This is a genomic window from Bacillus cereus group sp. MYBK222-1 (assembly GCF_051916425.1).
GTDB classification, from domain to species: Bacteria; Bacillota; Bacilli; order Bacillales; family Bacillaceae_G; genus Bacillus_A; species Bacillus_A paranthracis.
This window is the reverse complement of record NZ_JBQAGP010000002.1, coordinates 174,314-199,732: the sequence shown is the minus strand read 5'-3', so window position 1 is coordinate 199,732 and position 25,419 is coordinate 174,314. Positions and strand designations below refer to the sequence as shown.

Here is a 25,419-nt window from a genome sequence, read left to right as displayed (position 1 = left end):
AGAAATATAGTTCGAATACGAAAGTATAGGAAAGAAACCTAACGATGATTGATATTTTGGCATAAGGAAGAAACCTAGCAAAAATATCAAATTTTTCAAACGCTAGTCGTATCTTTTTATTTCAGCATAGAAAGATAAGTATACAAAATAAAACATATATATAGATTTGAATTGAATCTATAAAAATATGCATACTGAAATAAAAGTGTATTCGCTATATAAAATTACTAGAAAACATATCCTTCTCCCATCCAGACTATACTGTCGGCCCTAGAGTTTCACTAGATCCACCGTTTTCGAGTTGAAAACGGGTCACGGACTTAGAAGTTTGCACTTCATCACCGCCGGTTGGGAATTTCACCCGACCCCGAAGGATGCTGTTTGCTCAAATTATAGCACAAAAAAAATAAAAGGCTAGTAAAAAGTATTCGAATGTGAAGAATTGTGTGAAAATATATGTAGGCTGAGATGGAGGCAAAAGTATTAGAAATGTTGTAAGGAGAAGGGATATAACGGAGTTGCTAAAAAGAAAAAACATGCACAAAAAAATGTGCATGTCACATGTAAAATTATTCTGCCTCTGGTGCTCTAACAACAGATTCGAATTTACCTTTATGCGAAGCATCGCAATAAGGCATATTTTTTGATAAACCACAACGGCATAAAGAAAATGCCGGTTTTGCTGGGAATACATTCCCTTGTGAATCAACTAATTCCACGTCCCCTGTAACGCGAAAAGAGCCATTATCATTTACTTTAATTTGTACTTTAGCCAACGCTATCCCTCCTTCCCAAACGCTTAATTTCATCATATAATCAAGAGAAGTACTTGACAATATGAAAAGAGCACTTTCTTTGGAAGAGAAGAGAGTGTTATAATATTTTTTATAACTGACTAGAGTAAGGTGACGAAAGATGGATAAACAATTACGTACATTACGAAATATTGCAAATGAGCGCACGTGGGCTTCATTTTTGAATGATAATCATCCATATAGTTTGTTACACTGGTCCATTGCTGGTGTAGGACAAGAGTCAAAGGATGTTTGGTTACTGCAAGATGAGGTAACATTTCAAACGACAGAATTTCCAACGCTAGATGATGCAATAAAGTGGATTTCTGAAAATATGGAACAAGTTACAGACGTTTTAGCGCAATAAAAAAACAGGCTTATGCAAGCCTGTTTTTTGTTTCTTTTACATATGAGTTTAAAAATTGATCAACGGCTGCTTCATACTCTTCTTTATTTTCGTTATAAGAGCAAGCGTGTGCGCCGTGTTCTGCAATATAAAGTTGTTTATTGTTTTCCTTCGCTTCATAGAGCGCTTTCGTCATATCAGCTAAAATATAATCATCATCTTTACTATGAATAAAGAGGACGGGATTGTTAATGTTTTTTATACAATCGATTGGTGAAACTTCACGAATCGTATAACCGTCACGCACTTTTAAGAAAGCATTTGCTAAAGGTAATAAAGGCCATTTCGGTAAATGGAATTCAACCTTTAAACGATGTTGTAATTGTCCGTAGAAATCAGAAAAAGGACAATCTGCAATATAGAAATCAGCACCATCTTCTACAAGTCCTGCGTACTGAAGAAGTGTTGCAGCTCCCATCGATTCACCATGAATACCGAGTGTTATATTTGTTCCAAAACGACTTTTTAGCCAGTCAACTACAGATTTTAAATCATGCTTTTCATAGTATCCATAGCTTGTTGTTTTTCCGCCAGTTTTACCATGACGACGATGATCGTAAATAACGACATTATATCCTCTGTTTAAAAATAACCTTGCATATTTTACAGAGTTCATTTTATTTACAGTTACGCCGTGACAGAAAATCATAAACTTATTGGAATGACCAGCAGGAATGTAATATCCGTGAAGATCATATCCGAATTGCGAAGGAATATGAATTTCTTCTTTATGAAGAGCATCAAAATCCTCTATACGAAAATGTTTTTTCGTTTCTCTTTCGAGTATTTCTTCCTCTGTTTTTTTCTTTAAGTACATCACCTTATTTGTAAAGAAAATCCCAATGGCAGTTATCGCACCTAGTATAGTAAACAATGCTGCAAAAAAACGTTTCATACTTTACCTCATCCTCCAAATACCGTTACATGTGATACACTTATATTGTATCACAAGGATAGAAAAGGGGAGAAATAGGAAATGGTGCATATACAAAAAATTACGCCAGCGATGAAAGAAACAATCCGAATGTTCATGTGTGAGAACTGGGGGAGTTCATTGATGGTTTCACGTGGTAAGGGACATCAGTTAGAAGAGTTGCCAGGATTTGTTGCGCTCTCAGAAGACAGAATAATCGGAATTGCAACGTATGAATTGATCGGAAATATGTGCGAAATTGTATCGTTAGATAGCTTTGAAGAAAGAAAAGGAATAGGGACAAAACTTGTGGATTGTGTATTACGAGTTGCAGAAGAAGAACGGTGCAGGAAGGTTTGGCTTATAACAACAAATGATAATATGAATGCGTTACGTTTTTACCAAAAACGTAATTTTTTGATGACGAATTTATATGTAAATGCGGTGGAAGAGGCAAGAAAAATAAAGAAAGAAATTCCGCGCATTGGGTATGATAATATCCCGATTTTACATGAAATTCAATTAGAATATAGTTTAGTGTAATGATGTAACAATTTTCAGAAATATAAATTATTAACCTTGACGAATATTGTAATTTAGGTTACCGTAAAATTGTAATCTATTACCATATTAAGGGGTGACGATGTGGCAACTATACGTGATGTTGCAAAATTGGCAGGTGTTTCAGTCGCAACCGTTTCACGAGTTATAAATGAAAAAGGATACGTTCATGAGGACACAGTAAAACAAGTAAAGGAAGCAATTGAGGAATTACGTTATAGGCCAAATAGTGCAGCAAAGCCACTATTTAAAGAGAATTCAACGATAATTGCATTACTTGTAGATAATCTATATGACCCATCAAACATCACTTTGCTACATTGTATTGAGGAAATAGCGTATAAAGAAGGATATCAAATTATTGTTTGTAATATAGAGAATAAAGATAGATACATACATATGTTGAAGGAAAATAACGTTGCAGGTGTTATTTTGACAAGATCCGTTTATAAAAGTATAGGAGAAATCCCACTTCCGTTTGTTGTGATTGATGAAAAAAAATCTCATGCAAATTATTATGAAAGTGGCCAAAGAGCGGTCTCTTTATTAAAAGAAAAAGGTTGTCACTTTCTTGCTTATTTCGGTGAGGGCGAAGATAGTGAAGAAATGGAAGAGTACATATCAGGATTTTTAGACGCTGTTTGGGAGGAAGGAATCTCTTATCGAGAAGAATGTGTACAAGGGTATACGAATAAACAGTTTGTTACATTATTGCAAGCTTATCCGTATATAGATGGAATTGTAACTTCAAGTGATAAGATTACCTTTGAGTTAATTCGAGCAGCAAAAAAATTAAATATCCGTATACCGGATAAATTGAAAATTATTGGACTGAACGGGAGTATAGACAGTGAGTGGGCAGGTCCGTCATTTATGCAAATGGAAAGTTGTATCGAAGAAAATGGGAGAATAGCATTGCAACAATTAAAGGGAAAAATAAAAAAGTAAAAGGTGCGTATAAAACGCACCTTTTATAATGTAATTGCGGCAATAAAGCCGAATATAAGTAACGGTATATTGTAATGTAAAAAAGTTGGTACACACGTATCCCATATATGATGGTGTTGACCATCAGCATTTAAACCGGATGTTGGTCCAAGTGTACTATCTGATGCTGGAGATCCTGCGTCTCCTAGCGCTCCGGCTGTACCGATAATTGCAATGGTGGCCATTGGACTAAATCCAAGCTGAATACAAAGAGGTACAAAAATTGTTGTTAAAATAGGGATGGTTGAAAAAGATGATCCAATCCCCATCGTAACGAGCAGTCCAATTACAAGCATAAGAAATGCAGCGAGTGGTTTGTTATTCCCAATTATATGTGCACTCGTTTGTACAAGAGATTCAACATGTCCTGTTTTTCGAAGAACAGCTCCGAACCCAGCGGCAGAAATCATAACAAATCCGATAAAGGACATCATACGCATTCCGCTTGTTAAAATTGCATCAGCTTCTTTAAGAGGTAGACTACCACTAACTGATAAAACGATAATCCCCGCTAGAGCGCCGAAAATCATTGATTCTGTTGCTAATTGAACAGTTAATGTAGCTAAGATAGATACTAGCCCGAAAGTAATGCTTCGTTTTGTATAGGGAACGATTTCATTTTCAGTAGTATGAATTTGTTCTGTTTCATACGTACGAGGTTTTCGGTACGTAATAAATACTGCCACACATAATCCGATAATCATACCGATTGCTGGAATGGTCATTGCTTTTGGAATAAGTGCGACATCAAATGTAAGACCGCTTTGCGCAGCATTTGTTTGTAATACATCATGATAAATTTTTCCGAATCCTGCTGGAATCCACATATAAGGAGTAATCAATCCGAATGTAATAATACATGTAACAAGTCTGCGATCCACTTTCAGCTCATTTAATACTTTTAAAAGTGCTGGAATTAAGATGGGGATGAAAGCGATGTGAACAGGAATCACATTTTGTGAGAAACAAGCCATCGTTAAAATGATAAATAGAATAAGTATTTTAGAGTAAACTTGTTTTTTCGTGTCTTGTTCATTGCCAATCCACTTTAATGCAGTTTGAATCATAGCATCTGGAAGTCCGGTTTTGGAAAGAGAAATAGCGAAACCACCAAGCATTGCATAACTTAAAGCGATTGGAGCACTGTTTCCAAGACCAGTTGTAAAAGTGTTAATCGTTTCTGAAATACCGAGTCCACCGATAAGTCCGCCTGTTAAAGCTCCAACAATGATGGCGACAATGACCTGGACACGTAACAAACTAAGCAATAGCATAACTGCTACTGCAATGAGTACAGCATTCATAATAAATGTAATCTCCCCAAAATTTTATTGTGTTAAGGCAAGGAAATATGAATCACCTTGCTAGATTTATACATAGTTGCGACATATTATTATAAATTGTTTCTTATGAAATGTAAAAGAGCCTTTTGTTACTAATGGTGAAAAGCTAGCTCTTGTTTAATGGATTGTAAAGAACGAGCGAATAATTCTGGCTCTTCTAAATCGGGAGAATGTGCTGAATTTGGGAACCAAATCATCTTTTTTATCGGTGCTTCTATTACATCACAATATTCCTGAACGAGTGCATAAGGAGTTTGATAATCATAGCGACCAGAACAAAAATAAACTGGAATAGATAAACTCGTAATAGAAGAAAAGAAATCGATTGTCAACATTTCTTCCCATAAAACGCCAGATTTTAAATTTCCTGCGAGAAACTTGAACCAATCTAATAGTGTATATTCGGGAGAAAAGAAGCCTTTTCGTATGAAAGAAAAGGAAGATCCGTTTTGGATTGCACCTCCGAATGTGCCAAGCCATTTTCTTTGAATAATAAGGCGTCTCGTATCTAAAAATGGCGGTTTTCCTAATTTTAAAAGGGACGCTAATGCTTTTTTATGATTATATTTTTTTGCAGAACGAATTAAATGCTGATATAGTAATTCCTCGTTTTGTTTCATATGTACAATTTGCCCAATACCGATATAAGCCTCGATATATTGTGGATAATAGTGTGCTATGTTAAGCCCGATAATACTTCCCCAAGAATGACCAGCGAGAAATAGTTTCTGTTTATTGAACTTTTTAAGTACATATTGAATCACTTCTTTTGCATCGGAAATGAATTGTTCGATTGTAAAATTTGCTCCGAAATCTTTCATTGAAAAGGATTTACCTGCCCCGCGCTGATCCCAATTAATTACGATGAAGTGTTTCTCCAATTCTTTTTGAAAATGACGAATAAATCCGATTTGTGCCATGCCTGGTCCACCGTGACAGCATAATAAAATAGGCTGCTCTACGTTTTGCCCGCGCATAAGGAGAGTTTGTTTTCGGTTGTTAATCATAACGCTTTCCATCGTAGCGATACTATTGGGAATGAGTTTTTTATTTTCATTATAGAACTGCGGGGTATTGCTACGAAAAAGCATATTGAAAACCTCCTTTTCTAAAATCGTATGAATCGCACAGGCTATTCGTTTTGCATATACTGTTAGAAAATCATTGTAACATACCATACTAGTGTCATTTCAATATGGGAGGAGGGAAATTGTGACGATTGGAGAAATTATCGATTGTTTAAATAGGCGTGAATCCATCGCTATTATAGCAAAACGTCTTGAAATAAGCCCGTATACATTATCGAAGAAATTAAGATTGATTGGATACGAATATGATGGAGAACAGAAAAAGCGTATTTTTGTAGGAGATGGAGAAGAACCGCGTCACTTACAACTCCAAGAAGCGACAGCCCTTCAATATGCGAAAACGGATTATCAACTATTAATTTATGAACAATTACAAAGTATTTATGAGTTATTAAGAAAGAAAGAAGAAGTAATTGCCCCCATGATGAATATAAGTACAGAAAAAAAGAAACGTACCTTTTCTATTAATAAAGAAATATTAGCAAAACTAGACGTTATATCAGAATCGAAAGGAATTCAAAAATCTAAACTTGTAGAAGAGGCGTTACAACAATTTTTACAACAATATGATTTTAACAACACATCACATATTGATAAATAAAGAAAAGGATACTATGTTCATTGTAAGAACGAGTATCCTTTTTAGGTTTCACATATATGACGGATAAAAGGTTTATGTGTATCTTTTACGATGAAAAATTAAGATTGTTTATTATGAGTGTACTTAATTTGTTTTTTGAATTCTACCATCGATAATTGGCTGAATAGGTTCTTTTAATTGTTTTACGTAATCGACTAGCGCTTCAAAGTCGTTTGGACCAGTCTCTGCATTTTTACCATTTTTAAATGATACAAATCCATCACCGCCAGAAGCTAAAAAGGCATTTGCCACTACGCTATACGTTTTAGATGGAGATAATTCTTCACCGTTTGTTAAACGTATATTTGTAACTTTTTCACCGTTTGGTTTATTTGCATCCCACGTATATTGAATACCTGAAATTTGAAGCATTCTCGTCGTTCCTTTTTGCCATTGTTGATTTAAAATGTCGCGAATATCTTGACCTGTTAAATCTACTTTAATTAATTGGTTTCCAAAAGGCTGAATGCCGTATAATTCGCCCCATGTAATATCGCCAGCATCTAAGTCATTACGAATGCCGCCCGGATTCATAAGTGCGATTTGAGTTTGCATCGTTTGGCGCTGGGCATCGGCAACTAAATTTCCAAGAGTGGACTCACCAGCATCATTTTGTTTACGGTCGATAGGTGCTGTAGATTTTCCGACAACTTCATTTACAAGCGGTGCAATTTTTTCTTTATATTGATCTAGTTTTTTCTTTACTTGTTTATCAGGTTCTACACCTTCATGGTATGTTGTAACAACTTCAGCTTTTTTCTTTACAATATCTTTTGTTTTACGATCAATTGTTACATCTACATCTGAGAAAGCCATTCCGTAAGAGTTCGCTTGGACGATTAGTTTATTATTTACAGTACCATTTACATACGTGTGACTATGCCCACCAAAAATAACATCAACTTCCGGATCTGTTTCATTTGCAATTCGAGTAAGGTCTCCATTTGTCACACCAGACTCATCTGTTGTTCCACCGACATGAGCAAGGACGACAATGGATTTAACGCCAAGACGCTTTAATTGCTGCGTTGATTTATTAATTGCTTCTACTTCGTCAGTGATTTCTACATTTTTAAGCATAGTAGGCATCACGACATTTGGTGTATCAGTTGTAACTACGCCAATGAATCCTACAGGCACACCATTTACCATTTTTACAGTAAATGGCGGTAAAAATAAGCGGCCAGTGGATTTATTATAGAAGTTTGCAGCGACATAAGGGAAATTTGCACCTTTGAAATTCCCTGTTTTTTCGTGATAGCCACCGTAAATGAGACGTTTCATTTCATCAATACCTTCATCAAATTCGTGGTTTCCGATTGTACCAACATCAAATTTTAAGTCATTTAAAAATTCAATCGTTGGTTCGTCTTGTAACAATGCTGAAACTGGTGGACTAGCTCCGACAATATCGCCAGCGTGTACGAGAAGTGTATTCGGGTTTTGCTTTTTACGTTCTTTTAAATAAGTAGCTAAGTAATCAGCGCCACCAGCTTCTTTGTTATTAATTTTTTTAACAGTATCTAGTTGTCCATGGAAATCATTAATACCAAGCATTTGTACGTCTATGTAGCGGTTTTGTTCAGCTGGAGTCTGGGATGGGGGAGCAGCAAATACGGTTGAAAAAGTAATGGTGCTTAAAACGGCAACAGCAGGAATGATTTTTTTCCACATAATCTAATTCTCCTTTTTTATAATCTGACATCATACGACATAATTTTAATAGATTCATAGGATTATATCTATACAAAAAAATAGTTTTTTCGAAAAATTAACATATTTACAAAAAGTGAATAATAGAGTAAAGGACCTTTTTTATTGTCGAGTTCATTGTGTATCTACTATAATGGAGAAAAAAGTAAAAGGTGAGTAGTATGAAGAAAAAGAAACAAAGACAAATGCAAAGACAGGCGCAAGTGAATCAACAAAAGAAAGAGTCGCTTACATTAGGTGATCAATTAAATGATTCACTCATGCAGCAATTAAAGAATAAGAAGAAAGAGTTGCAAGTGAGAGAAGAGGAAAAAGTGGCAGCTGAACAGGAAAGAAAGCGCCAAGAACAAAAAGAACGTGAAAAGAATAAATCATTTGAAGAACTGTTAAGTGAAAGTAACCTTACTTGGAAAGACTTTAAATAATAACGAAAATGATCAGTGAATAACGCTGATCATTTTTTTGACGAGCTTGTAAGAAAAGGGGAGTTAGAATGAGAAAAATTGTAGTTGTTCCGCATGAAAATCATTGGGGTGAAAAATTTCAAATGGAGGCTGAAAGATTAAAAGCGGCGATGCCAGAAAAGGTGAAGGTCCATCATATTGGAAGTACGTCGGTGCCAGGACTGGCAGCGAAACCAATTATAGATATGATTATGGAAGTAGAGAGTATCGAAAGAGTAGATAGGTGGAATGAACGTTTTGAAGAGCTTGGCTATATCGTAAAAGGGGAGAATGGTATTTCAAGACGCCGTTATTTTATTCATGGAACGGAGGAAAAACGCTCGTATCACTTACACGTGTTTGAAAAAGGAAACCCTGAGATAGTAAGGCATTTAGCATTTCGTGATTATATGATGGCTCATTGTGAAGAAGCTGAGGCATATGCAACTTTAAAGAAAGAATTAGCTGAAAAGTATACATATGATGGTGCGTTATATTCGGAAGGGAAAACTGAGTTTGTACGTAATGTTGATGAAAAAGCGAAGAAATGGATGGGAAATAATGTTAATGAATGAGTTCGCATTATTTTAGAAAGTATATAAGTTTATTATGTAAACTGTACATATGTTTTGACTTTTTGGTTGAATCTTGTTCAAATAAAGTGGTGGCTTATAAAAAAATGTAATGATGAAAGGGAGACGACTGTGCACATTCCAACAACTACACTTCACAATGGCGTAAAAATGCCGATGATTGGTTTAGGCGTTTATAAAGCGAAAGAAGGCGACGAAGTAAAACAAGCAGTAAAAACAGCGCTAGAAGTTGGATACCGTTCGATTGATACAGCAACTGTATATGAAAATGAAAGCGGTGTCGGAGAAGCAGTTCGTGAATCAGGGATTCCGAGAGAAGACATCTTTATTACAACAAAAGTTTGGAACGATGATCAAGGATACGAGGAAACACTTGAGGCGTTTGAGAAAAGCTTAAAAAAATTACAAATGGACTATGTAGATTTATATTTAATACATTGGCCAATAAGAGGGAAGTATGTTGATACGTACCGAGCATTAGAAAAACTGTATGAAGAAGGTAAAGTGCGCGCGATTGGTGTTTCTAACTTCCATAAACATCATTTAGAACTGCTATTACCAAATTGCAAAATAAAGCCGATGGTAAACCAAGTGGAACTTCATCCGATGTTAACACAATTTGAATTGCGTAATTTCTGTCAAGGTGAGCAAATTCAAATGGAAGCATGGAGTCCATTAATGAGGGGCGGAGAAGTATTTCAGCACCCGATTATTCAGGCCATTGCTACTAAATATGAAAAAACACCTGCGCAAGTTATATTAAGGTGGGATATTCAAAGCGGGATTGTGACGATTCCTAAGTCTGTTACACCATCTCGCATTCAGGAGAATTTTTCTATCTTTGACTTTTCATTAACAGAAGAAGAGATGACTCAAATTAATACGTTAAATCGTAATTTACATGTAGGAACGAATCCTGATAAATATGATACGTTATAAAAAGACGCTACCAGTATGGTAGCGTCTTTTTATCGGTGTAATGCGTACGTATCACATTTCACAATTTGCTGAAGCTGTGTATATTCTGCTGTTGTTAACTTTGTTTGTTTACTAGCTTGTACATTTTCTCGTAATTGCCCAATAGAGCTTGCACCAGGTATAACAGCTGCAACAGTTTCGTTATGTAAGCAATATTGAATAGCTGTTCCAGTTAAGGAGTTTTCTCCAATTATTTCTTTTACATTCGCAAGCGTCGCATATAATTCATCGTAAGAATAAGAAAGGTAATCTTTTTCTTTTACTCTTTCTATCTTTCTTGTATTGTTATCAGTTAATATTCCTTTTGCAAGTGGTCCGCGAGCAATGACGCTAATTTGATGTTCATTAAGAAGCTGGAACCATTCTTCAGGGCGACGATTCAAAAGGCTATATTCCATTAGAACACTAACGATATTTGAACGCTGTGCATATTCACGGATGACATTTGGACGTATAGAAGAAATACCGTAATGGCGAATGATACCTTCTTTTTTCAATTCTTCAAAGGCTTCAATTACTTCATCTATAGGATCTTCAATCGTCCCGCCGTGAAGTTGATAAAGATCAATATAATCAGTTTGAAGTCTACGTAAACTTTCTTTCACTTCAGCCTTTATGTAATTTTTAGAAGGATCCCAAGACCAGCCGTTTTTTTCTTCTGTCCATCGATTCCCAACCTTCGTTGTAAGGATAATTTGGTCTCGTTTTCCTTTTAAGGCCTTTCCAACAAATTCTTCGTTTAATCCATAATCATATAAATCCGCTGTATCAAAAAAATTGATTCCTAAATCGATTGCTTCATCGATAATACGCAGGGCTTCTGTTTCAGATGTACCGAGGGACATACAGCCAAGTCCCATTTCTGTCACAAATAAATCTGAGTTTCCTAATTGACGTTTTTTCATAGTTCAACCTCCTTCTCCTTATTGTACGCAAGGGAAAAGAGGTTGACAAACGTTTACTTTTTAGTTGCTGTAATCCACTCTTGTACAGTTGTATACTCTTTGCCATATTGTTTTAGCTTATGGCGAATTTGCCATGCTTTTCCGACTAAAGTGACGCGATTTGGTAAAATATAAACTTTCATTTCTATCACGCTCCTTTCAATGTGGTAAAATGTATGAGGAAAGAATAGGAAATAGAACAGGGAGATGAAGTAGTATGAGTAATCTTGCAGAGAGAACAGTAAAAACTGAGCCGATTTTTGATGGTAGAGTTATAAAAGTTCGTGTTGATGATGTAGTATTACCAAATGGAGCAATGAGTAAACGTGAAATTGTAAATCACCCTGGTGCAGTTGCTATTATTGCTATTACTGATGAGGGGAAAATTGTGCTTGTTGAGCAGTATCGTAAAGCGCTTGAAAAGGCGATTATAGAAATTCCGGCTGGCAAGTTAGAACCAGGTGAAAAACCTGAGGTGACAGCAGTTCGTGAATTAGAAGAGGAAACAGGTTATGTATGTGAAAATATGGAGCTTATTACTTCTTTCTATACATCTCCAGGATTTGCAGATGAAATTTTATATGTATATAAAGCGACAGGTTTGACGAAAAAAGAAAATAAAGCTGCGTTAGATGAAGACGAGTTTGTGGAATTAATGGAAGTATCATTAGAAGAAGCAACTACTCTTATGAAAGATCTTCGTATTCACGATGCGAAGACGATGTTTGCAGTACAATATTTACAACTACAAAAATAAACACTCGCCAAAGGCGAGTGTTTTTAATTAATTTTTGCATATACGCGTGCATCACGTAAGCTACCATCTGGTGCTATGAAATCATTTTCCATTGTACCTTCTAGAATAAATTCTAAACGTTCTGCTAAGTTACATGCATTTGTATTTGTTGCATCAATACGAATTTCAATTCTTCGAGCGCTTAGCTTATCAAAGGCAAATTGAATGGCACCTTTCACAGCTTCGGTCATATAGCCTTGTTTTGTATAAGCGCTATGTAGCCAGAAGTGAAGTGAAAACTTTGGAATATCCCAGTTTTCAGGCTTGAGCGTTATAGCTCCGATGAATGTACCAGATACTTTATCGTATAAGTGAAAATCAAGTGTTTCACGAAGTAAAAACTGTCCGTGAGCGTTACGAACGATTTCTTCAGCACTTTCTTCTGTTTCAGCGTTAATTGGCATCCACGGTACTAAGTCTTCTAGAGAAGCTTGTATTGCTTCATACACTTCTGCACCATCACCTGGAAATGGCTTACGAACCTGTAAGCGTTCAGTTTGAAATAATGTTGGAAAATCTAATAATAATGGTTTCAAGAGAAATCCCTCCTATTCTCTACTTTTTAGTTTAGCAAAGTAGAGCGGAATTTCAATGTTAATTCGTCATACTTTTTTCTTTCTTTCATACATTTTTAGTAAGAGTGTGAACGGAGGGAAGAAAAATGTGGAGAAAAACTTGGCAAGACCGTGTAATGTCTCACATACAGGAAAACTCTTCATTATATATATTTAACGCTGTTTTGTTATTGATGGGAGTAATATTTGGAGCAATTCTTGTAAATAGTTTACAATTAAATCAAAAACAAGATTTATCATTTTATTTGCAACGTTTTTTTGGACAAGTTTCTAAAGGAGAATTTGCTATTGCAGGCGAAATGTTTCGAGAAAGTTACTTTTCACAATTAAAATACATTGGATTTATTTGGATTTTAGGGATTTCAATTATTGGATTGCCACTCATTTTTATTTTATTATTTGCAAAAGGAGTAGTTGTCGGATTTACAGTAGGTTTCTTAGTAAGTCAGCATGGATGGAATGGATTATTATTAGCATTCGTTTCTGTATTGCCACAAAATCTCATTATCATCCCAGTATTTCTCGTTATGACAACAATTGCCGCAAGTTTTTCCTTACGCATGATTAGGCATCAATTTATCCGAAAAATAACTGAGCCGCTATTACCATTATTGATCCGTTATACATGCTTCTTTCTTGTAATTGGAGCGGTGTTAGCTCTTGCTTCCAGTGTAGAGGCTTATGCATCACCAGTTTTAATGAAAGAAGTCGTTGAGGCTATTAATAAACAATAAATACTTTATGAGAATAATTATCAATTTGTTTTTATTGTTTTTCTTTTGACAGAAGCCCTTCTTCTGATATAATGGTGTAAGAGTGGCGAGGAGGGAGTAGTACCGAATGGAAGAAAGAATTGAACGAATTAAGAAGCAATTACATGCAGCGAGCTACAAATTAACACCGCAACGTGAAGCAACAGTTCGTGTGCTGCTAGAAAATGAAGAAGATCATTTAAGCGCAGAAGATGTTTACCTCCTTGTAAAAGAAAAGTCGCCAGAGATCGGATTAGCAACCGTCTATCGAACTTTAGAACTATTATCTGAGTTAAAAGTTGTCGATAAGATTAACTTCGGAGACGGTGTTTCACGCTATGACTTACGCCAAGAAGGTGCGCAGCGTTTCCACCATCATTTGATTTGTACACAATGTGGTGCTGTACAAGAAATACAAGAAGATTTACTTGGTGAAGTGGAAAGGAAAGTAGAACATGACTGGAGCTTTAAGGTGAAGGATCATCGTTTAACATTCCATGGGATTTGTAAAAATTGTCAAGAAAATGAAACGGATGAAAAATAACCTTTTCCTATTTAACTAGGAAGAGGTTTTTTATTTGAATAAGGTATAAATTGGTGAAAGCTTGGCATATGTTGTAATAACTTATATTTTGGAGGAATTTACAATGCGCCGAGCTTTAAAATTAACTTTTGATGGGATAAAAGTATTTTTATTATTTACAAGTTGTACGATTTTGTTTTATTTCGCTATACTATGGATAAATGAAGAATATGAAAGCTATCATCGTTATGAAAAGCCAAAAGAAGAGACTGTAGAAAAAGTATCAGGGAATGAAGAGCCGGCAAAGGATGCTTTCGTAAATAGAATGATGTTTTTCTATGAAAATGGGGAGTAGTGTAGATTGGAAGATCAATTAAAAGATTTTATTCATTATATGGTTGTTGAAAAAGGACTAGCGAAAAATACAGTAGTATCTTATGAACGTGATTTAAAAAGTTATGTAAAGTATTTGCAAAATGTAGAACAAGCGAAAAGCTTTCACGAAGTGACACGCTTGCACATTGTTAACTTTCTGCAGCACTTAAAAGAAAACGGAAAATCTTCGAAAACATTAGCACGTCATATTGCATCGATTCGTTCGTTTCACCAATTTTTACTTCGTGAACGAGCGGTAGAGCACGATCCATCCGTACATATTGAAACGCCGCAAGGAGAACGGAAATTACCGAAAGTATTGTCAGTTGATGAAGTAGAGGCGTTACTGCAGACACCAAAAATGACGAGCGCTTTTGGGGTTCGTGATAAAGCGATGCTAGAGTTATTGTATGCAACAGGACTTCGTGTTTCAGAATTAATTGCATTAAATTTAGAAGATGTACATTTAACGATGGGATTTGTTCGATGCATAGGGAAAGGGAATAAAGAAAGAATTATTCCACTAGGAAGTTTAGCGACGGAAGCGATTCAAAAGTATATTGAAAAGGGAAGAAGAGAATTGATGGGGAAAAAAGTAGTAGATGCACTCTTTTTAAACCATCATGGCAATCGATTATCAAGACAAGGATTTTGGAAAATTTTAAAACGATTAGCGAAAGAAGCAAATATTGAAAAAGAGCTTACACCTCATACATTGCGTCATTCTTTTGCTACGCATTTATTAGAAAATGGAGCAGACTTACGTGCTGTGCAAGAAATGCTTGGACATGCAGATATTTCAACGACACAAATTTATACGCATGTTTCAAAAACTAGATTAAAAGATGTATATAAACAGTTTCATCCGAGAGCATAGGTACTATGCTCTTTTTTCATAGATTCAAAAGGCTATAGCACTTCACAGAAACTTCACAAACATTTCGTACATTGTTTTCAGCAGAAGACTAGAATATTACAATGTATTTCCTCTATACTAAATAAAGTATGAAGGAGGAAATGATGATGAAAAAACTTATTATGACTTTATTTATCGCGATGCTAGCATTGGCTGGCTGTAATACAAACAAAGAAGAACCGAAAAAAGAACAGAAACTAGAAGCTGTAAAAGTAGCAGTTCAAACAAATCCGAAAGAAATTAAACCTGGTGAAAAAACAGAAGTACAAGCACTTGTTACACAAGGAAAAGAAAAGGTAACAGATGCTGATGATGTAAAGTTTGAAATTTGGAAAGCTGGCGACGAAAAGCACGAGATGCTAGAAGGTAAGCATAAAGGAAAGGGTGTTTATGCTGTAGAGAAAACGTTCGAGACGGATGGCGTATACCATATTATCGCTCACACAAATGCGCGTGAAATGCATGTTATGCCAGAAGTAAAAGTGGCTGTAGGAAATGCGAAAGTAGAAGATGCGAAAAAAGAAAATAGTGATCATGGTGCAGGACATGGTGATCATAAAAGCGATACAATGATTCACCTTATGGCTGGTGACATAAAAGCAAATGCTGAATCAACAATGAAAGTTCATTTAAAACAAAAAGAAGAAGCTTTAACTGGTGCTGAAGTACAACTTGAAATTTGGAAAGATGGTGTGGAAAAACACGAATTCATTCCAGCAAAAGAAGGAAATAAAGGGGAGTATGAAACGAAACATACTTTCAAAGAAAAGGGTTCTTACAAAGTGAAAGTTCATGTTAAAAAAGGCGAATTGCATGAACATAAAGAAGAAACAGTAGAAGTAAAATAAAAAGGTAGCTCTTTAGAGCTGCTTTTTTTATTTTTATTCTGAAAATGATTAGTGGGAAAGAACAAAACCGCTACTGATTAAAATTTCACTTTATATGAAGAAATAAATCATAAAATGATTAGCACTTCTGTGCATAATGGATTACAATAGAAGTGTGAAGAAAATGAGAAATTCTACGAAAATGTATTAAAAAGAAAGCGTAAACATGTTATGATATCAGTATCAGATGTCTGACATCTGACTTAGAAAAAACTAGAAATGTTTTTGAGTCGTTTCAAGGTAAACGAAATAGGTTAGAGAATGATTTAAAGAAGTACTGTTTGATAATGAGAACGAAAGATAATTCTTATGGAGAACAGTTTCACTTTATAGCGTTTTGAACATACTACAAGAAGTAGAACTGAACTTATAGGAGGTCGCAGTTATGAATAAATATAAACGTATATTCCTAGTCGTAATGGACTCTGTTGGAATCGGTGAAGCACCAGATGCTGAACAATTTGGTGATTTAGGATCTGACACAATTGGTCACATTGCTGAACATATGAATGGGTTACAAATGCCTAACATGGTGAAATTAGGTCTTGGTAACATTCGTGAAATGAAAGGCATCTATAAAGTAGAAAAACCACTTGGATATTATACAAAAATGCAAGAAAAATCTACTGGTAAAGATACAATGACAGGCCACTGGGAAATCATGGGTCTTTACATTGATACACCATTCCAAGTGTTCCCAGAAGGATTCCCAAAAGAATTACTTGATGAATTAGAAGAAAAAACAGGCCGTAAAATCATCGGTAATAAACCAGCTTCTGGAACTGAAATTCTTGATGAACTTGGTCAAGAACAAATGGAAACAGGCTCTTTAATTGTTTACACTTCTGCTGATAGCGTACTACAAATCGCAGCACACGAAGAAGTAGTGCCGCTTGATGAGTTATATAAAATTTGTAAAATTGCACGTGAATTAACGTTAGATGAGAAGTACATGGTAGGCCGTGTTATTGCTCGTCCATTCGTTGGTGAGCCTGGAAACTTTACACGTACACCGAACCGTCATGACTATGCATTAAAACCATTCGGCCGTACAGTAATGAATGAATTAAAAGATAGTGATTATGATGTGATTGCTATCGGTAAAATCTCTGACATCTATGATGGTGAAGGGGTAACTGAATCACTTCGTACGAAGTCTAACATGGATGGAATGGATAAGCTTGTAGATACATTAAATATGGACTTTACAGGTCTTAGCTTCTTAAACTTAGTTGACTTTGATGCATTATTCGGTCACCGTCGTGATCCACAAGGATACGGAGAAGCTCTTCAAGAATATGATGCACGTCTTCCAGAAGTATTCGAAAAACTAAAAGAAGATGATCTATTATTAATTACAGCAGACCACGGTAATGACCCAGTGCATCATGGTACTGATCATACACGTGAATATGTACCGTTATTAGCATATAGCCCAAGCATGAAAGAAGGCGGAAAAGAGTTACCACTTCGTCAAACATTTGCTGATATTGGTGCAACTGTAGCAGAAAACTTCGGTGTGAAAATGCCAGAATACGGAACAAGCTTCTTAAACGAGCTAAAGAAATAGGGGGATAAACAAATGAATCGTGAACTTATTACAAAATCAGCTTCATATTTAAAAGAGAAATTTCAAGAGACACCACAAGTAGGACTAATCCTTGGATCTGGACTAGGTGTATTAGCGGATGAAATCGAGAATGCAGTAACAGTACCTTACAGTGAAATCCCTGAATTCCCAGTTTCCACTGTAGAAGGCCATGCAGGTCAACTAGTATTCGGTACACTTCAAGGTGTAACAGTAGTAGCAATGCAAGGACGTTTCCACTTCTATGAAGGATATGATATGCAAAAAGTAACATTCCCAGTTCGTGTTATGAAAGAACTAGGAGTAGAAACAGTTGTTGTAACAAATGCAGCTGGTGGTGTAAATACATCATTCGAACCAGGCGATCTTATGTTAATTTCAGATCACATTAACTTCATGGGTACAAATCCATTAATCGGACCAAATGATTCTGAAATGGGTGTACGTTTCCCTGATATGTCTACATCATATACAGTAGAGCTTCGCGAAATGGCGAAACAAGTTGCAGCAGACTTAAATATTAAAGTACAAGAAGGGGTATACGTTGGAATGACAGGTCCTGTATATGAAACACCTGCTGAAATTCGTATGCTTCGCACACTTGGTGGAGATGCAGTTGGTATGTCAACAGTACCTGAAGTAATTGTAGCGCGTCACGCTGGTATGAAAGTACTTGGTATTTCTTGTATTTCAAATATGGCAGCTGGTATTTTAGATCAGCCACTTCACCACGATGAAGTAATCGAAACGACAGAACGTGTTAAAGCTAACTTCTTAGCATTAGTAAAAGCAATCGTAAAACAAATGAAGGGGTGACCTCACAATGAGAATGGTGGACCTAATTGCAAAAAAACGTGACGGACATGCATTAACGACAGAAGAAATTAACTTTATTGTTGAAGGATATACAAATGGTGATATTCCTGATTATCAAGTAAGTTCACTTGCAATGGCAATTTTCTTCCAAGATATGAACGATCAAGAACGTGCAGATTTAACGATGGCAATGGTAAATAGCGGTGATACAATCGACTTATCAGCTATTGAAGGAGTAAAAGTAGATAAGCACTCGACAGGTGGCGTTGGTGATACAACAACACTTGTATTAGGTCCATTAGTAGCCGCTTTAGGTGTACCGGTTGCAAAAATGTCTGGACGTGGTCTAGGACATACTGGTGGTACAATTGATAAATTAGAAGCAGTTCCAGGATTCCATGTTGAAATCGAAAATGATGAATTCATGCGTCTTGTAAATGAAAATAAAATCGCAGTTATTGGTCAAAGTGGAAACTTAACACCTGCGGATAAAAAATTGTATGCACTTCGTGATGTAACGGCAACAGTAAACTCAATTCCGCTTATTGCAAGCTCAATTATGAGTAAAAAAATTGCTGCTGGTGCAGATGCAATTGTTCTTGATGTAAAAACTGGAGCAGGTGCATTTATGAAAACAGATGAAGATGCAAAACGTTTAGCAGAAGCAATGGTGCGCATTGGTAATAACGTTGGTCGTAATACGATGGCTGTTATTTCTGATATGAGTCAACCACTTGGTGAGGCTATTGGTAACGCACTTGAAGTACAAGAAGCAATTGATACATTACAAGGTAAAGGACCGAAAGATTTAGAAGAGTTATGTTTAACGCTTGGAAGTCAAATGGTATACCTTGCTGGACAAGCTTCATCTCTAGAAGATGCACGTGAGAAATTAATTGAAGTAATGAACAACGGTAAGGCGCTAGAATCATTTAAAACGTTTTTATCAGCGCAAGGCGGCGATGCATCTGTTGTTGATGATCCTTCTAAATTACCACAAGCACAATTTAAAATTGAAGTGGAAGCGAAGGAAGACGGTTATGTATCAGAAATCGTTGCAGATGAAATCGGAACAGCAGCAATGCTTTTAGGAGCAGGACGTGCGACGAAGGAATCTGAAATTGATTTAGCAGTTGGCTTAATGCTTCGTAAAAAAGTAGGGGACAGCGTGAAAAAAGGTGAATCCCTTGTTACCATTTACGCAAACCGTGAAAATGTAGAAGACGTAAAAGCAAAAATTTATGAGAACATGAAGATCTCTAAAGAGCATGTAGATGCACCAACATTAGTGCACGGCATCGTTACTGAATAATAAAGAAGGGCCAGGGAGTGTTTCTCCTTGGCTTTTTTTACTATTTTTTGTTTATAATAATAATGGGTGAAAATATGATTAGAATTTGTGCAATAACAAAAACAGATGAAGTATTATATGATGTTTCGCTAGAGGAAACAAAGAAAGACCATATTGTATGGTATTGGCTAGATTTATATAAGCCAACGAAAGAAGAGTATACATACATTTTGCAAGATCATTTTAAGTTCCATCCCCTTGCAATTGAAGACTGCATAGAATATGTACAGAGGCCAAAAGTTGATTTTTATGATGGATATAACTTTTTAGTTCTTCATGCATTTGGTGAGGATGGATTAGAACCTCACGAGATTGATTTATTTATTAGTGATCGTTATATTGTTTCTTTCCACTTTTCTCATAACAATGCAATTGAAAGAGTATGGAAAACGCTTGGAGAAAAGAAGCGTATTAAAAATAGTCCCCTGCACGTAGCGCATACAATTATCGATCAAATTGTAGATGACTATTTTGCGCCTGTATATTACATTGAGGATCATTTAAATGCAATTGATGATAATTTAACGGGTGAAACGGCAGGAAGTGTACTAGAAGAAGTATTTGATATACGTGCAGATTTATCGAAGTTAAGACGTACAATTATTCCGATGCGTGATTTATTGTATCGTATTTTAAATTCGACTCGTTTTTACGGTATAAGTGATCATGAAATTTATTTTAAAGATATACATGATCATTTGCTTAAATTGACTGAAATGATTGAAGCAAGCCGGGAGTTAACAGCAGATATTCGAGATAGCTATTTTTCATTAAACTCGCATCATATGAATAACATTATGAAAACATTAACTGTATTCTCGACTATTTTCATGCCATTAACATTTATTGCGGGAGTATATGGAATGAACTTTACGCATATGCCAGAGCTCGGTGGACAATATAGTTATTTTATTTGTTTACTTATTATGGCACTAATTGGTGGCGGCATGATGGCTTGGTTTTATAAAAAAGGATGGTTTAAGTAAAAAACACCGAGGGAAAATTCCTCGGTGTTTTTACTTAACCAATAGCATGTAATACGAACATGGCTAAGAATAAGCATGTAATGATATACATAGACGGTGCGACTTCTTTACGCTTTCCAAGAGCAACTTTTAAGATAGGATAAGCAATAAATCCGAACGCAATGCCATCAGCGATACTATATGTGAGCGGGATCATGACGATAATTAAGAATGCTGGAAATCCTTCTGAAAAATCGTTCAGAGGAATTTGTTGAATGCTTGTAATCATCAGGCCGCCAATAATAATTAAGATTGGTGCAATGGCACTATCAGGAATTAGTTTGACAAACGGAAGTGCAAACAGTGATGCAAAGAATAACAACCCTGTAACGATAGACGTCAGACCTGTCTTTCCGCCTGCAGTAATACCTGCGGCACTCTCTACTGTTGATACGGTAGGGCTTGTGCCAAATAGACCACATGTCATTGCTGAAATTGCATTGGCTTGGTAAGCACGTGGGAATTTACGGTCATCTTCTAATAAACCGTGCAGAAGTCCCATGTTCTCAAAAATAAGCACCATGCTTAAGGAGAATGTTGCAATCCAAAATGGTAAGGAAGAAAGTTTGCCAAATGACATAGCCCCAAACACATCGCCGTAATTAGCGAATGAGAATGAACTATTTCCGATTTGACTTGTATCAACAAGGCCAAACAGCCATGCAATACCAGTTCCTATTGCAATCGTCCATAAAAAGTTTCCACGTACGTTACGAATAAATAATACGAGTGCAACGATAAGAGTAAGCACGGTCGCAAGAACGACAGGGCTACTTAATTTACCCATTGCAACAGCAGTATTTGGATTCGAAACGACTAAACCACCTTTTTGCAATCCGATAAATGCTAAAAATAATCCGATGCCGACAGTGATAGCTTCCTTTAGTGACTTTGGAATCGATACTGAAAGCACGCGAGCGATTGGTGTAAACGCAGCAATTGCAAAAATAATACCAGAGATGAAGACAGCTGCTAATGCTTCCTGCCAAGTTAATCCGAGCGTATGGACAGCAGTGTACGTGAAGAATGCATTTACACCCATACCAGGGACAAGAATAGCAGGTGCATTTGCCCAAAATGCCATGAGCAGACATCCGACAAATGAACTGAAAACAGTTGCTAAAATTCCAGCTTCAAGAGGAATGCCAGCATCGGATAAAATGGATGCATTTACAATCATAATATATACGATCGTAAAAAATGACGTAACTCCAGCTAAAACTTCTTGTTTTGGTGATGTTTCGTGTAAACCTAATTTAAATGTTCTTTCAAGTATTCCTTTCATGTTAAACCTTCTTTTTCATATCCCTCTCCCACCCGTGATATCTCTTTCGTAAGAGCTCACCGTCCTTTATTATATCAGAACATCATGTTTTTACAACAAGGAAAATGATAACGTTTACTTATAAATAGAATTATTTATAAATACGTAAAAATCGCCCGTATTGTAGAAATGATCTCTAATTCTCCCGATTGAATGGGAGGAGCTGCTTGTGCATGTAAAGTAGCATAGGAAGCGACTTCCCTTGGTAATTGAGCAGATTCTTCAACGAATGAGAGTGGAACGGGATTAATGTTTAAATTGTATGTACTCGCAATAGCACGAGCTTTTTCTACAGCTTGTTGCAGGGCTTGAATGAGAGCTTGCTCATAATATTTATTTGGATGAGATATTCGAAACCGTAAACCTTTTGCTACGTTTGCTCCATTTGAAACGGCTATATCATATACTTCCCCTGCTTTTTGTACATTTAAAACGGTAATTTCATACAAATGTTCCACCCGATATCCTTGTAGTAATGCTTTATCATTTACATACTCGTATTGAGGAGTGATCGTATAAGAAATCGTTTCTATATCTTTATCAGCGATACCAAGCTGTTTAAGTGCATCCAGCAATTGTTTTGATTGTACTGCATTTTCTTCTTGCGCTTGTTTCACATTTTTACTATCAGTTCGAATGCCAAGTGTTAGTATAACGACATTTGGTTTCGCTTTGACAATACCCTCACCTTGTACAGTAATAGTCGCTTCTTTACCAGTATTAGCTGTGCGTACATTGTGTAAATAAGGATTCATTCCACCTTGCATCTTCCATCACCATCCTTTTTATATGTATATGTGTGAATAAAAAAGAAATTTGTATGAAAAAGTTACATAAATGGGAATGTTAAAGAAAGAAAGCATATACAACGAGGGTATTTATAGATTATAATATGTGTAAATATGATAAAAAAGGGACGAGGCTAGTGAACGAAAAAAGAGAAACACTGATTTTAGAGTTATCCGGATCATTTCGAAAGATGATACGTTTATTACAAAATGATATTAATACACGTTTTGCAGAACATATGCCATATAATGAATTTTCTGTATTACGCGCGTTATTTTTAAACAGTCCACAGATGGCTTCGCAAATTGCGAGTGAAGTAAACGTAACCTCCAGTCATATTACAGCTGTTACAGATCGTCTTGTACGAAAAGGATTAGTAGAAAGAAAACGTTCTAATTCAGATCGTCGTATCGTGTACTTAGAAATTACAGAACACGGAAGAGAAGTAACTGAAAAACTAGAAGCTGTACGAAAAGAATATTATAAAGAGAGATTTAAAGGTTGGAGCGACCAAGAAATAGAAATGGTGTTAGAGCTATTTGGCCGCGTATTATAATAAATGAGGATAGGGAGCGACAGCTTTCCTATCCTTTTTCTTTTGAATAAAAACATTTTGAAACTCCAATACTTTAATTAAAAAGAATCGGAGTGAAAAATAATGAAACGTATTTGTACGCTTTTCATTATGATTGGAAGTTTTTTCTGCTTTCATCAATTCGCGGATGCCGCAACACCTCTTCAAGTCGTTCAAAAAGAATTACAACATATTTCAAATAAGCAACCTGTTTTATATTCAAAACTATGGATTCGCTCTATGCAGAATGCTATTTTATTTCATCACAGTGATAACATTCGGCATGAAGATACGATAAGCAATGTAACGAAGTCTTCTCTTGTAAAAGTAAAACAACTTCCACTTCAAAAAGCATCACAGTACATCCCGAGATTATCACAATATATTTCTAAGTTTGAGGCTGAGAATGTGCAAGTGTATTATGTTGCAGCGCGTTATGAAGTAAAAAAAGAAAATCCGTATCAATTAAATGGAATGAATTATTTTATGCAAGTGTTTATTCAACAAGGTGGAGAATGGAGAATTGCTGAAAGTATAGTTGCTCCAACAGATCAAATTGTCGCAAATGGTGACGGGTTTGGAACGAAACAAGAAAAAGGGTATGGGAAAAGAAGAGAGAATGTGAAATAACCTCCTCAATAAGAGGAGGTTATTTTATTTAAAATTCCAAGAGATTTTCCATTTTAATATTTTAGGTAGGAAGAAATATGTAATGAAACTAGTCACTAAAAATCCGATGTAAAAGCTGGACAATGAGTGCGCTCGACTTAGTATTAAACCTCCAACGATCCCCCCAAAGAAAATCGCACAAGCCAAAACTACTTTTTGTAGTTTTGGATATAATAAGTAGTTACCATTTCGCTCATTGATTGAACGGGCATATAAATATATACCGAGTGGTAATAAAATAATGGTATGTACGATAGGGCCAAGCAATGTTTTTGCCGGGGGGATTTTTGTAAAGTTTGGTTCGTTATGACGTACTCCATTTTGATCAGTATAAGCGCTTTGTGGATCATAATTAAAGTAAATATTAAAATCTTCTGCTGGACTAGAAATACGTATGTTTTCCATAACATTATGTATAATACCATTGTTCTCATGAAAGTCGGCACTCGAGTGAACAGCAATGACTCCTGATATTAGAGATGGAAGTAACGCTGGGAAGATTAATATAGCTGCAGTAAGAAATCCTTGCGATATCACATTTCCAGCGATTGTTCCTATACATAAGGCAAGTGTATAAATAGCAATTAATACAATTAACATGTATATAAAGTAACGATGAAAGGGGGAGAATACTTGATATTTATTATGAAAAGTCAACTTTTTCATAATAGCAAATAGTCCCCAGTTTAGAACGACAACAGCGGCGATATTACAGATTCCAAACAACCACTTTGTTATATAAAGGTGCGAACGTTTAAAGGGCATAGACCATAACAAGTCGCTAGCGTTATTTTGTCTTTCCCATCCAATTAACGTACAAGCTAGAACGATTAGCAAACTACCTAACAGCATGATAGAATCTAGAAGTGTTAAATCAAAATTGTAATGATATATAGCTTTCCATTTTTTGTTCATATTTAGAAAATATTGCTGTTGAATAGAAGTCATATAGTATTTATATGATAAAGTACAGAAGCTGACGAGCCAAAATAACCATATAACATATTTACTTTGTTGATACGTTCTTAGCCACAGTGCTTTTTGAAACATAGGATC

30 protein-coding genes and 1 riboswitch are annotated in these 25,419 nt (G+C 35.8%); of the genes, 19 read left to right on the top strand and 11 right to left on the bottom strand.

Annotation, left to right across the window (positions count from 1 at the left end; all coding sequences use genetic code 11):
• Window positions 1-235: 235 nt before the first annotated feature.
• Window positions 236-379, bottom strand: a riboswitch (FMN riboswitch).
• Between the two features lie 190 nt (window positions 380-569).
• Window positions 570-776 (bottom strand): CDGSH iron-sulfur domain-containing protein, encoded by a 207-nt coding sequence (locus ACTFR9_RS12960; protein WP_001151582.1) that lies wholly within the window; start codon window positions 774-776, stop codon window positions 570-572.
• A gap of 139 nt (window positions 777-915) precedes the next feature.
• On the opposite strand from ACTFR9_RS12960, the gene ACTFR9_RS12955 reads away from it, so the two are divergent.
• Window positions 916-1,161, top strand: coding sequence for a YqkC family protein (locus ACTFR9_RS12955; RefSeq protein WP_000360809.1), 246 nt, complete (start codon window positions 916-918; stop codon window positions 1,159-1,161).
• A 10-nt stretch (window positions 1,162-1,171) separates the two neighbouring features.
• On the opposite strand, the gene ACTFR9_RS12950 is transcribed toward ACTFR9_RS12955, so the two are convergent.
• Window positions 1,172-2,095, bottom strand: coding sequence for an alpha/beta hydrolase (locus tag ACTFR9_RS12950; protein WP_440048988.1), 924 nt, complete (start codon window positions 2,093-2,095; stop codon window positions 1,172-1,174).
• An 81-nt stretch (window positions 2,096-2,176) separates the two neighbouring features.
• Here ACTFR9_RS12950 and ACTFR9_RS12945 point away from each other — a divergent pair, with 81 nt between their 5' ends.
• Together ACTFR9_RS12945 and ACTFR9_RS12940 are read left to right on the top strand one after the other, a co-directional pair.
• The gene (locus ACTFR9_RS12945) at window positions 2,177-2,656 is read left to right on the top strand and encodes a GNAT family N-acetyltransferase (RefSeq protein WP_076855633.1); all 480 of its coding nucleotides are present in this window, start codon (window positions 2,177-2,179) and stop codon (window positions 2,654-2,656) included.
• A gap of 102 nt (window positions 2,657-2,758) precedes the next feature.
• Window positions 2,759-3,622 carry a LacI family DNA-binding transcriptional regulator gene (locus ACTFR9_RS12940; RefSeq protein ID WP_229136230.1) on the top strand — a complete coding sequence of 288 codons (864 nt, stop codon included), beginning with the start codon at window positions 2,759-2,761 and terminating at the stop codon, window positions 3,620-3,622.
• Between the two features lie 23 nt (window positions 3,623-3,645).
• Here the strand turns inward: ACTFR9_RS12940 and ACTFR9_RS12935 are convergent, their stop codons facing one another.
• Window positions 3,646-4,965 (bottom strand): Na+/H+ antiporter family protein, encoded by a 1,320-nt coding sequence (locus ACTFR9_RS12935; RefSeq protein ID WP_000994774.1) that lies wholly within the window; start codon window positions 4,963-4,965, stop codon window positions 3,646-3,648.
• Between the two features lie 131 nt (window positions 4,966-5,096).
• Window positions 5,097-6,095: an alpha/beta fold hydrolase gene (locus tag ACTFR9_RS12930; RefSeq protein ID WP_000898953.1), complete on the bottom strand. Its 999-nt coding sequence runs from the start codon at window positions 6,093-6,095 to the stop codon at window positions 5,097-5,099.
• Between the two features lie 121 nt (window positions 6,096-6,216).
• Here ACTFR9_RS12930 and ACTFR9_RS12925 point away from each other — a divergent pair, with 121 nt between their 5' ends.
• Window positions 6,217-6,693 (top strand): ribbon-helix-helix domain-containing protein, encoded by a 477-nt coding sequence (locus ACTFR9_RS12925; protein WP_000151910.1) that lies wholly within the window; start codon window positions 6,217-6,219, stop codon window positions 6,691-6,693.
• 123 nt (window positions 6,694-6,816) lie between these two features.
• Here ACTFR9_RS12925 and ACTFR9_RS12920 read toward each other — a convergent pair whose 3' ends face one another.
• On the bottom strand, window positions 6,817-8,406 hold the full coding sequence (locus tag ACTFR9_RS12920; RefSeq protein ID WP_074531973.1) for a bifunctional metallophosphatase/5'-nucleotidase: 1,590 nt from the start codon (window positions 8,404-8,406) through the stop codon (window positions 6,817-6,819).
• A 200-nt stretch (window positions 8,407-8,606) separates the two neighbouring features.
• Here ACTFR9_RS12920 and ACTFR9_RS12915 point away from each other — a divergent pair, with 200 nt between their 5' ends.
• The 3 genes from ACTFR9_RS12915 (at window position 8,607) to ACTFR9_RS12905 (ending at window position 10,420) form a co-directional block, all read left to right on the top strand.
• On the top strand, window positions 8,607-8,870 hold the full coding sequence (locus ACTFR9_RS12915; RefSeq protein WP_000727549.1) for a YqkE family protein: 264 nt from the start codon (window positions 8,607-8,609) through the stop codon (window positions 8,868-8,870).
• 68 nt (window positions 8,871-8,938) lie between these two features.
• Window positions 8,939-9,463 (top strand): GrpB family protein, encoded by a 525-nt coding sequence (locus tag ACTFR9_RS12910; RefSeq protein ID WP_001227173.1) that lies wholly within the window; start codon window positions 8,939-8,941, stop codon window positions 9,461-9,463.
• A gap of 129 nt (window positions 9,464-9,592) precedes the next feature.
• Window positions 9,593-10,420: an aldo/keto reductase gene (locus tag ACTFR9_RS12905; RefSeq protein ID WP_000547999.1), complete on the top strand. Its 828-nt coding sequence runs from the start codon at window positions 9,593-9,595 to the stop codon at window positions 10,418-10,420.
• 29 nt (window positions 10,421-10,449) lie between these two features.
• Here the strand turns inward: ACTFR9_RS12905 and lolS are convergent, their stop codons facing one another.
• The gene (gene lolS / locus ACTFR9_RS12900; protein WP_000747198.1) at window positions 10,450-11,364 is read right to left on the bottom strand and encodes an aldo/keto reductase; all 915 of its coding nucleotides are present in this window, start codon (window positions 11,362-11,364) and stop codon (window positions 10,450-10,452) included.
• 53 nt (window positions 11,365-11,417) lie between these two features.
• A complete protein-coding gene (gene mciZ, locus ACTFR9_RS12895) occupies window positions 11,418-11,546 on the bottom strand; it encodes a Z-ring formation inhibitor MciZ (protein WP_000870299.1) in 129 nt (42 codons plus the stop codon).
• Window positions 11,547-11,620: 74 nt separating this feature from the next.
• On the opposite strand from mciZ, the gene ACTFR9_RS12890 reads away from it, so the two are divergent.
• A complete protein-coding gene (locus ACTFR9_RS12890) occupies window positions 11,621-12,160 on the top strand; it encodes an NUDIX hydrolase (RefSeq protein WP_000067038.1) in 540 nt (179 codons plus the stop codon).
• Between the two features lie 23 nt (window positions 12,161-12,183).
• On the opposite strand, the gene ACTFR9_RS12885 is transcribed toward ACTFR9_RS12890, so the two are convergent.
• Window positions 12,184-12,735 (bottom strand): GNAT family N-acetyltransferase, encoded by a 552-nt coding sequence (locus ACTFR9_RS12885; protein ID WP_000803491.1) that lies wholly within the window; start codon window positions 12,733-12,735, stop codon window positions 12,184-12,186.
• Window positions 12,736-12,890: 155 nt separating this feature from the next.
• Between ACTFR9_RS12885 and spoIIM the strand changes: the two genes are divergently transcribed.
• The 9 genes from spoIIM to corA all read left to right on the top strand — a co-directional run bounded on the left by spoIIM (window position 12,891) and on the right by corA (window position 20,968).
• On the top strand, window positions 12,891-13,508 hold the full coding sequence (gene spoIIM / locus ACTFR9_RS12880; RefSeq protein WP_223290733.1) for a stage II sporulation protein M: 618 nt from the start codon (window positions 12,891-12,893) through the stop codon (window positions 13,506-13,508).
• 106 nt (window positions 13,509-13,614) lie between these two features.
• Window positions 13,615-14,070 (top strand): ferric iron uptake transcriptional regulator, encoded by a 456-nt coding sequence (gene fur, locus ACTFR9_RS12875; RefSeq protein ID WP_000392655.1) that lies wholly within the window; start codon window positions 13,615-13,617, stop codon window positions 14,068-14,070.
• A gap of 103 nt (window positions 14,071-14,173) precedes the next feature.
• Window positions 14,174-14,404, top strand: coding sequence for a YqzK family protein (locus tag ACTFR9_RS12870; RefSeq protein WP_001250432.1), 231 nt, complete (start codon window positions 14,174-14,176; stop codon window positions 14,402-14,404).
• A 6-nt stretch (window positions 14,405-14,410) separates the two neighbouring features.
• A complete protein-coding gene (gene xerD, locus ACTFR9_RS12865; protein ID WP_000390084.1) occupies window positions 14,411-15,301 on the top strand; it encodes a site-specific tyrosine recombinase XerD in 891 nt (296 codons plus the stop codon).
• A gap of 143 nt (window positions 15,302-15,444) precedes the next feature.
• The gene (locus ACTFR9_RS12860) at window positions 15,445-16,188 is read left to right on the top strand and encodes a FixH family protein (protein WP_001993299.1); all 744 of its coding nucleotides are present in this window, start codon (window positions 15,445-15,447) and stop codon (window positions 16,186-16,188) included.
• Window positions 16,189-16,612: 424 nt separating this feature from the next.
• Window positions 16,613-17,797 carry a phosphopentomutase gene (gene deoB, locus ACTFR9_RS12855; protein WP_229136229.1) on the top strand — a complete coding sequence of 395 codons (1,185 nt, stop codon included), beginning with the start codon at window positions 16,613-16,615 and terminating at the stop codon, window positions 17,795-17,797.
• Between the two features lie 12 nt (window positions 17,798-17,809).
• Window positions 17,810-18,631 carry a purine-nucleoside phosphorylase gene (locus tag ACTFR9_RS12850; protein WP_001078446.1) on the top strand — a complete coding sequence of 274 codons (822 nt, stop codon included), beginning with the start codon at window positions 17,810-17,812 and terminating at the stop codon, window positions 18,629-18,631.
• Window positions 18,632-18,638: 7 nt separating this feature from the next.
• Window positions 18,639-19,943 (top strand): pyrimidine-nucleoside phosphorylase, encoded by a 1,305-nt coding sequence (locus tag ACTFR9_RS12845; RefSeq protein WP_001243079.1) that lies wholly within the window; start codon window positions 18,639-18,641, stop codon window positions 19,941-19,943.
• A gap of 62 nt (window positions 19,944-20,005) precedes the next feature.
• Window positions 20,006-20,968, top strand: a complete 963-nt coding sequence (gene corA / locus ACTFR9_RS12840) for a magnesium/cobalt transporter CorA (RefSeq protein WP_001998197.1) — start codon at window positions 20,006-20,008, stop codon at window positions 20,966-20,968.
• Between the two features lie 34 nt (window positions 20,969-21,002).
• Here the strand turns inward: corA and ACTFR9_RS12835 are convergent, their stop codons facing one another.
• On the bottom strand, window positions 21,003-22,292 hold the full coding sequence (locus tag ACTFR9_RS12835; protein ID WP_000676253.1) for an NCS2 family permease: 1,290 nt from the start codon (window positions 22,290-22,292) through the stop codon (window positions 21,003-21,005).
• A 134-nt stretch (window positions 22,293-22,426) separates the two neighbouring features.
• Complete coding sequence (locus ACTFR9_RS12830) at window positions 22,427-23,098, bottom strand: SIMPL domain-containing protein (protein ID WP_001161441.1); 672 nt, start codon at window positions 23,096-23,098, stop codon at window positions 22,427-22,429.
• 158 nt (window positions 23,099-23,256) lie between these two features.
• On the opposite strand from ACTFR9_RS12830, the gene ACTFR9_RS12825 reads away from it, so the two are divergent.
• Both ACTFR9_RS12825 and ACTFR9_RS12820 read left to right on the top strand, forming a co-directional pair.
• Complete coding sequence (locus ACTFR9_RS12825) at window positions 23,257-23,676, top strand: MarR family winged helix-turn-helix transcriptional regulator (protein ID WP_001003315.1); 420 nt, start codon at window positions 23,257-23,259, stop codon at window positions 23,674-23,676.
• Window positions 23,677-23,778: 102 nt separating this feature from the next.
• Window positions 23,779-24,324, top strand: coding sequence for a hypothetical protein (locus ACTFR9_RS12820; protein WP_000820920.1), 546 nt, complete (start codon window positions 23,779-23,781; stop codon window positions 24,322-24,324).
• Window positions 24,325-24,348: 24 nt separating this feature from the next.
• Here the strand turns inward: ACTFR9_RS12820 and ACTFR9_RS12815 are convergent, their stop codons facing one another.
• A complete protein-coding gene (locus ACTFR9_RS12815; protein ID WP_103141803.1) occupies window positions 24,349-25,413 on the bottom strand; it encodes an ABC transporter permease subunit in 1,065 nt (354 codons plus the stop codon).
• Between the last annotated feature and the right edge of the window lie 6 nt (window positions 25,414-25,419).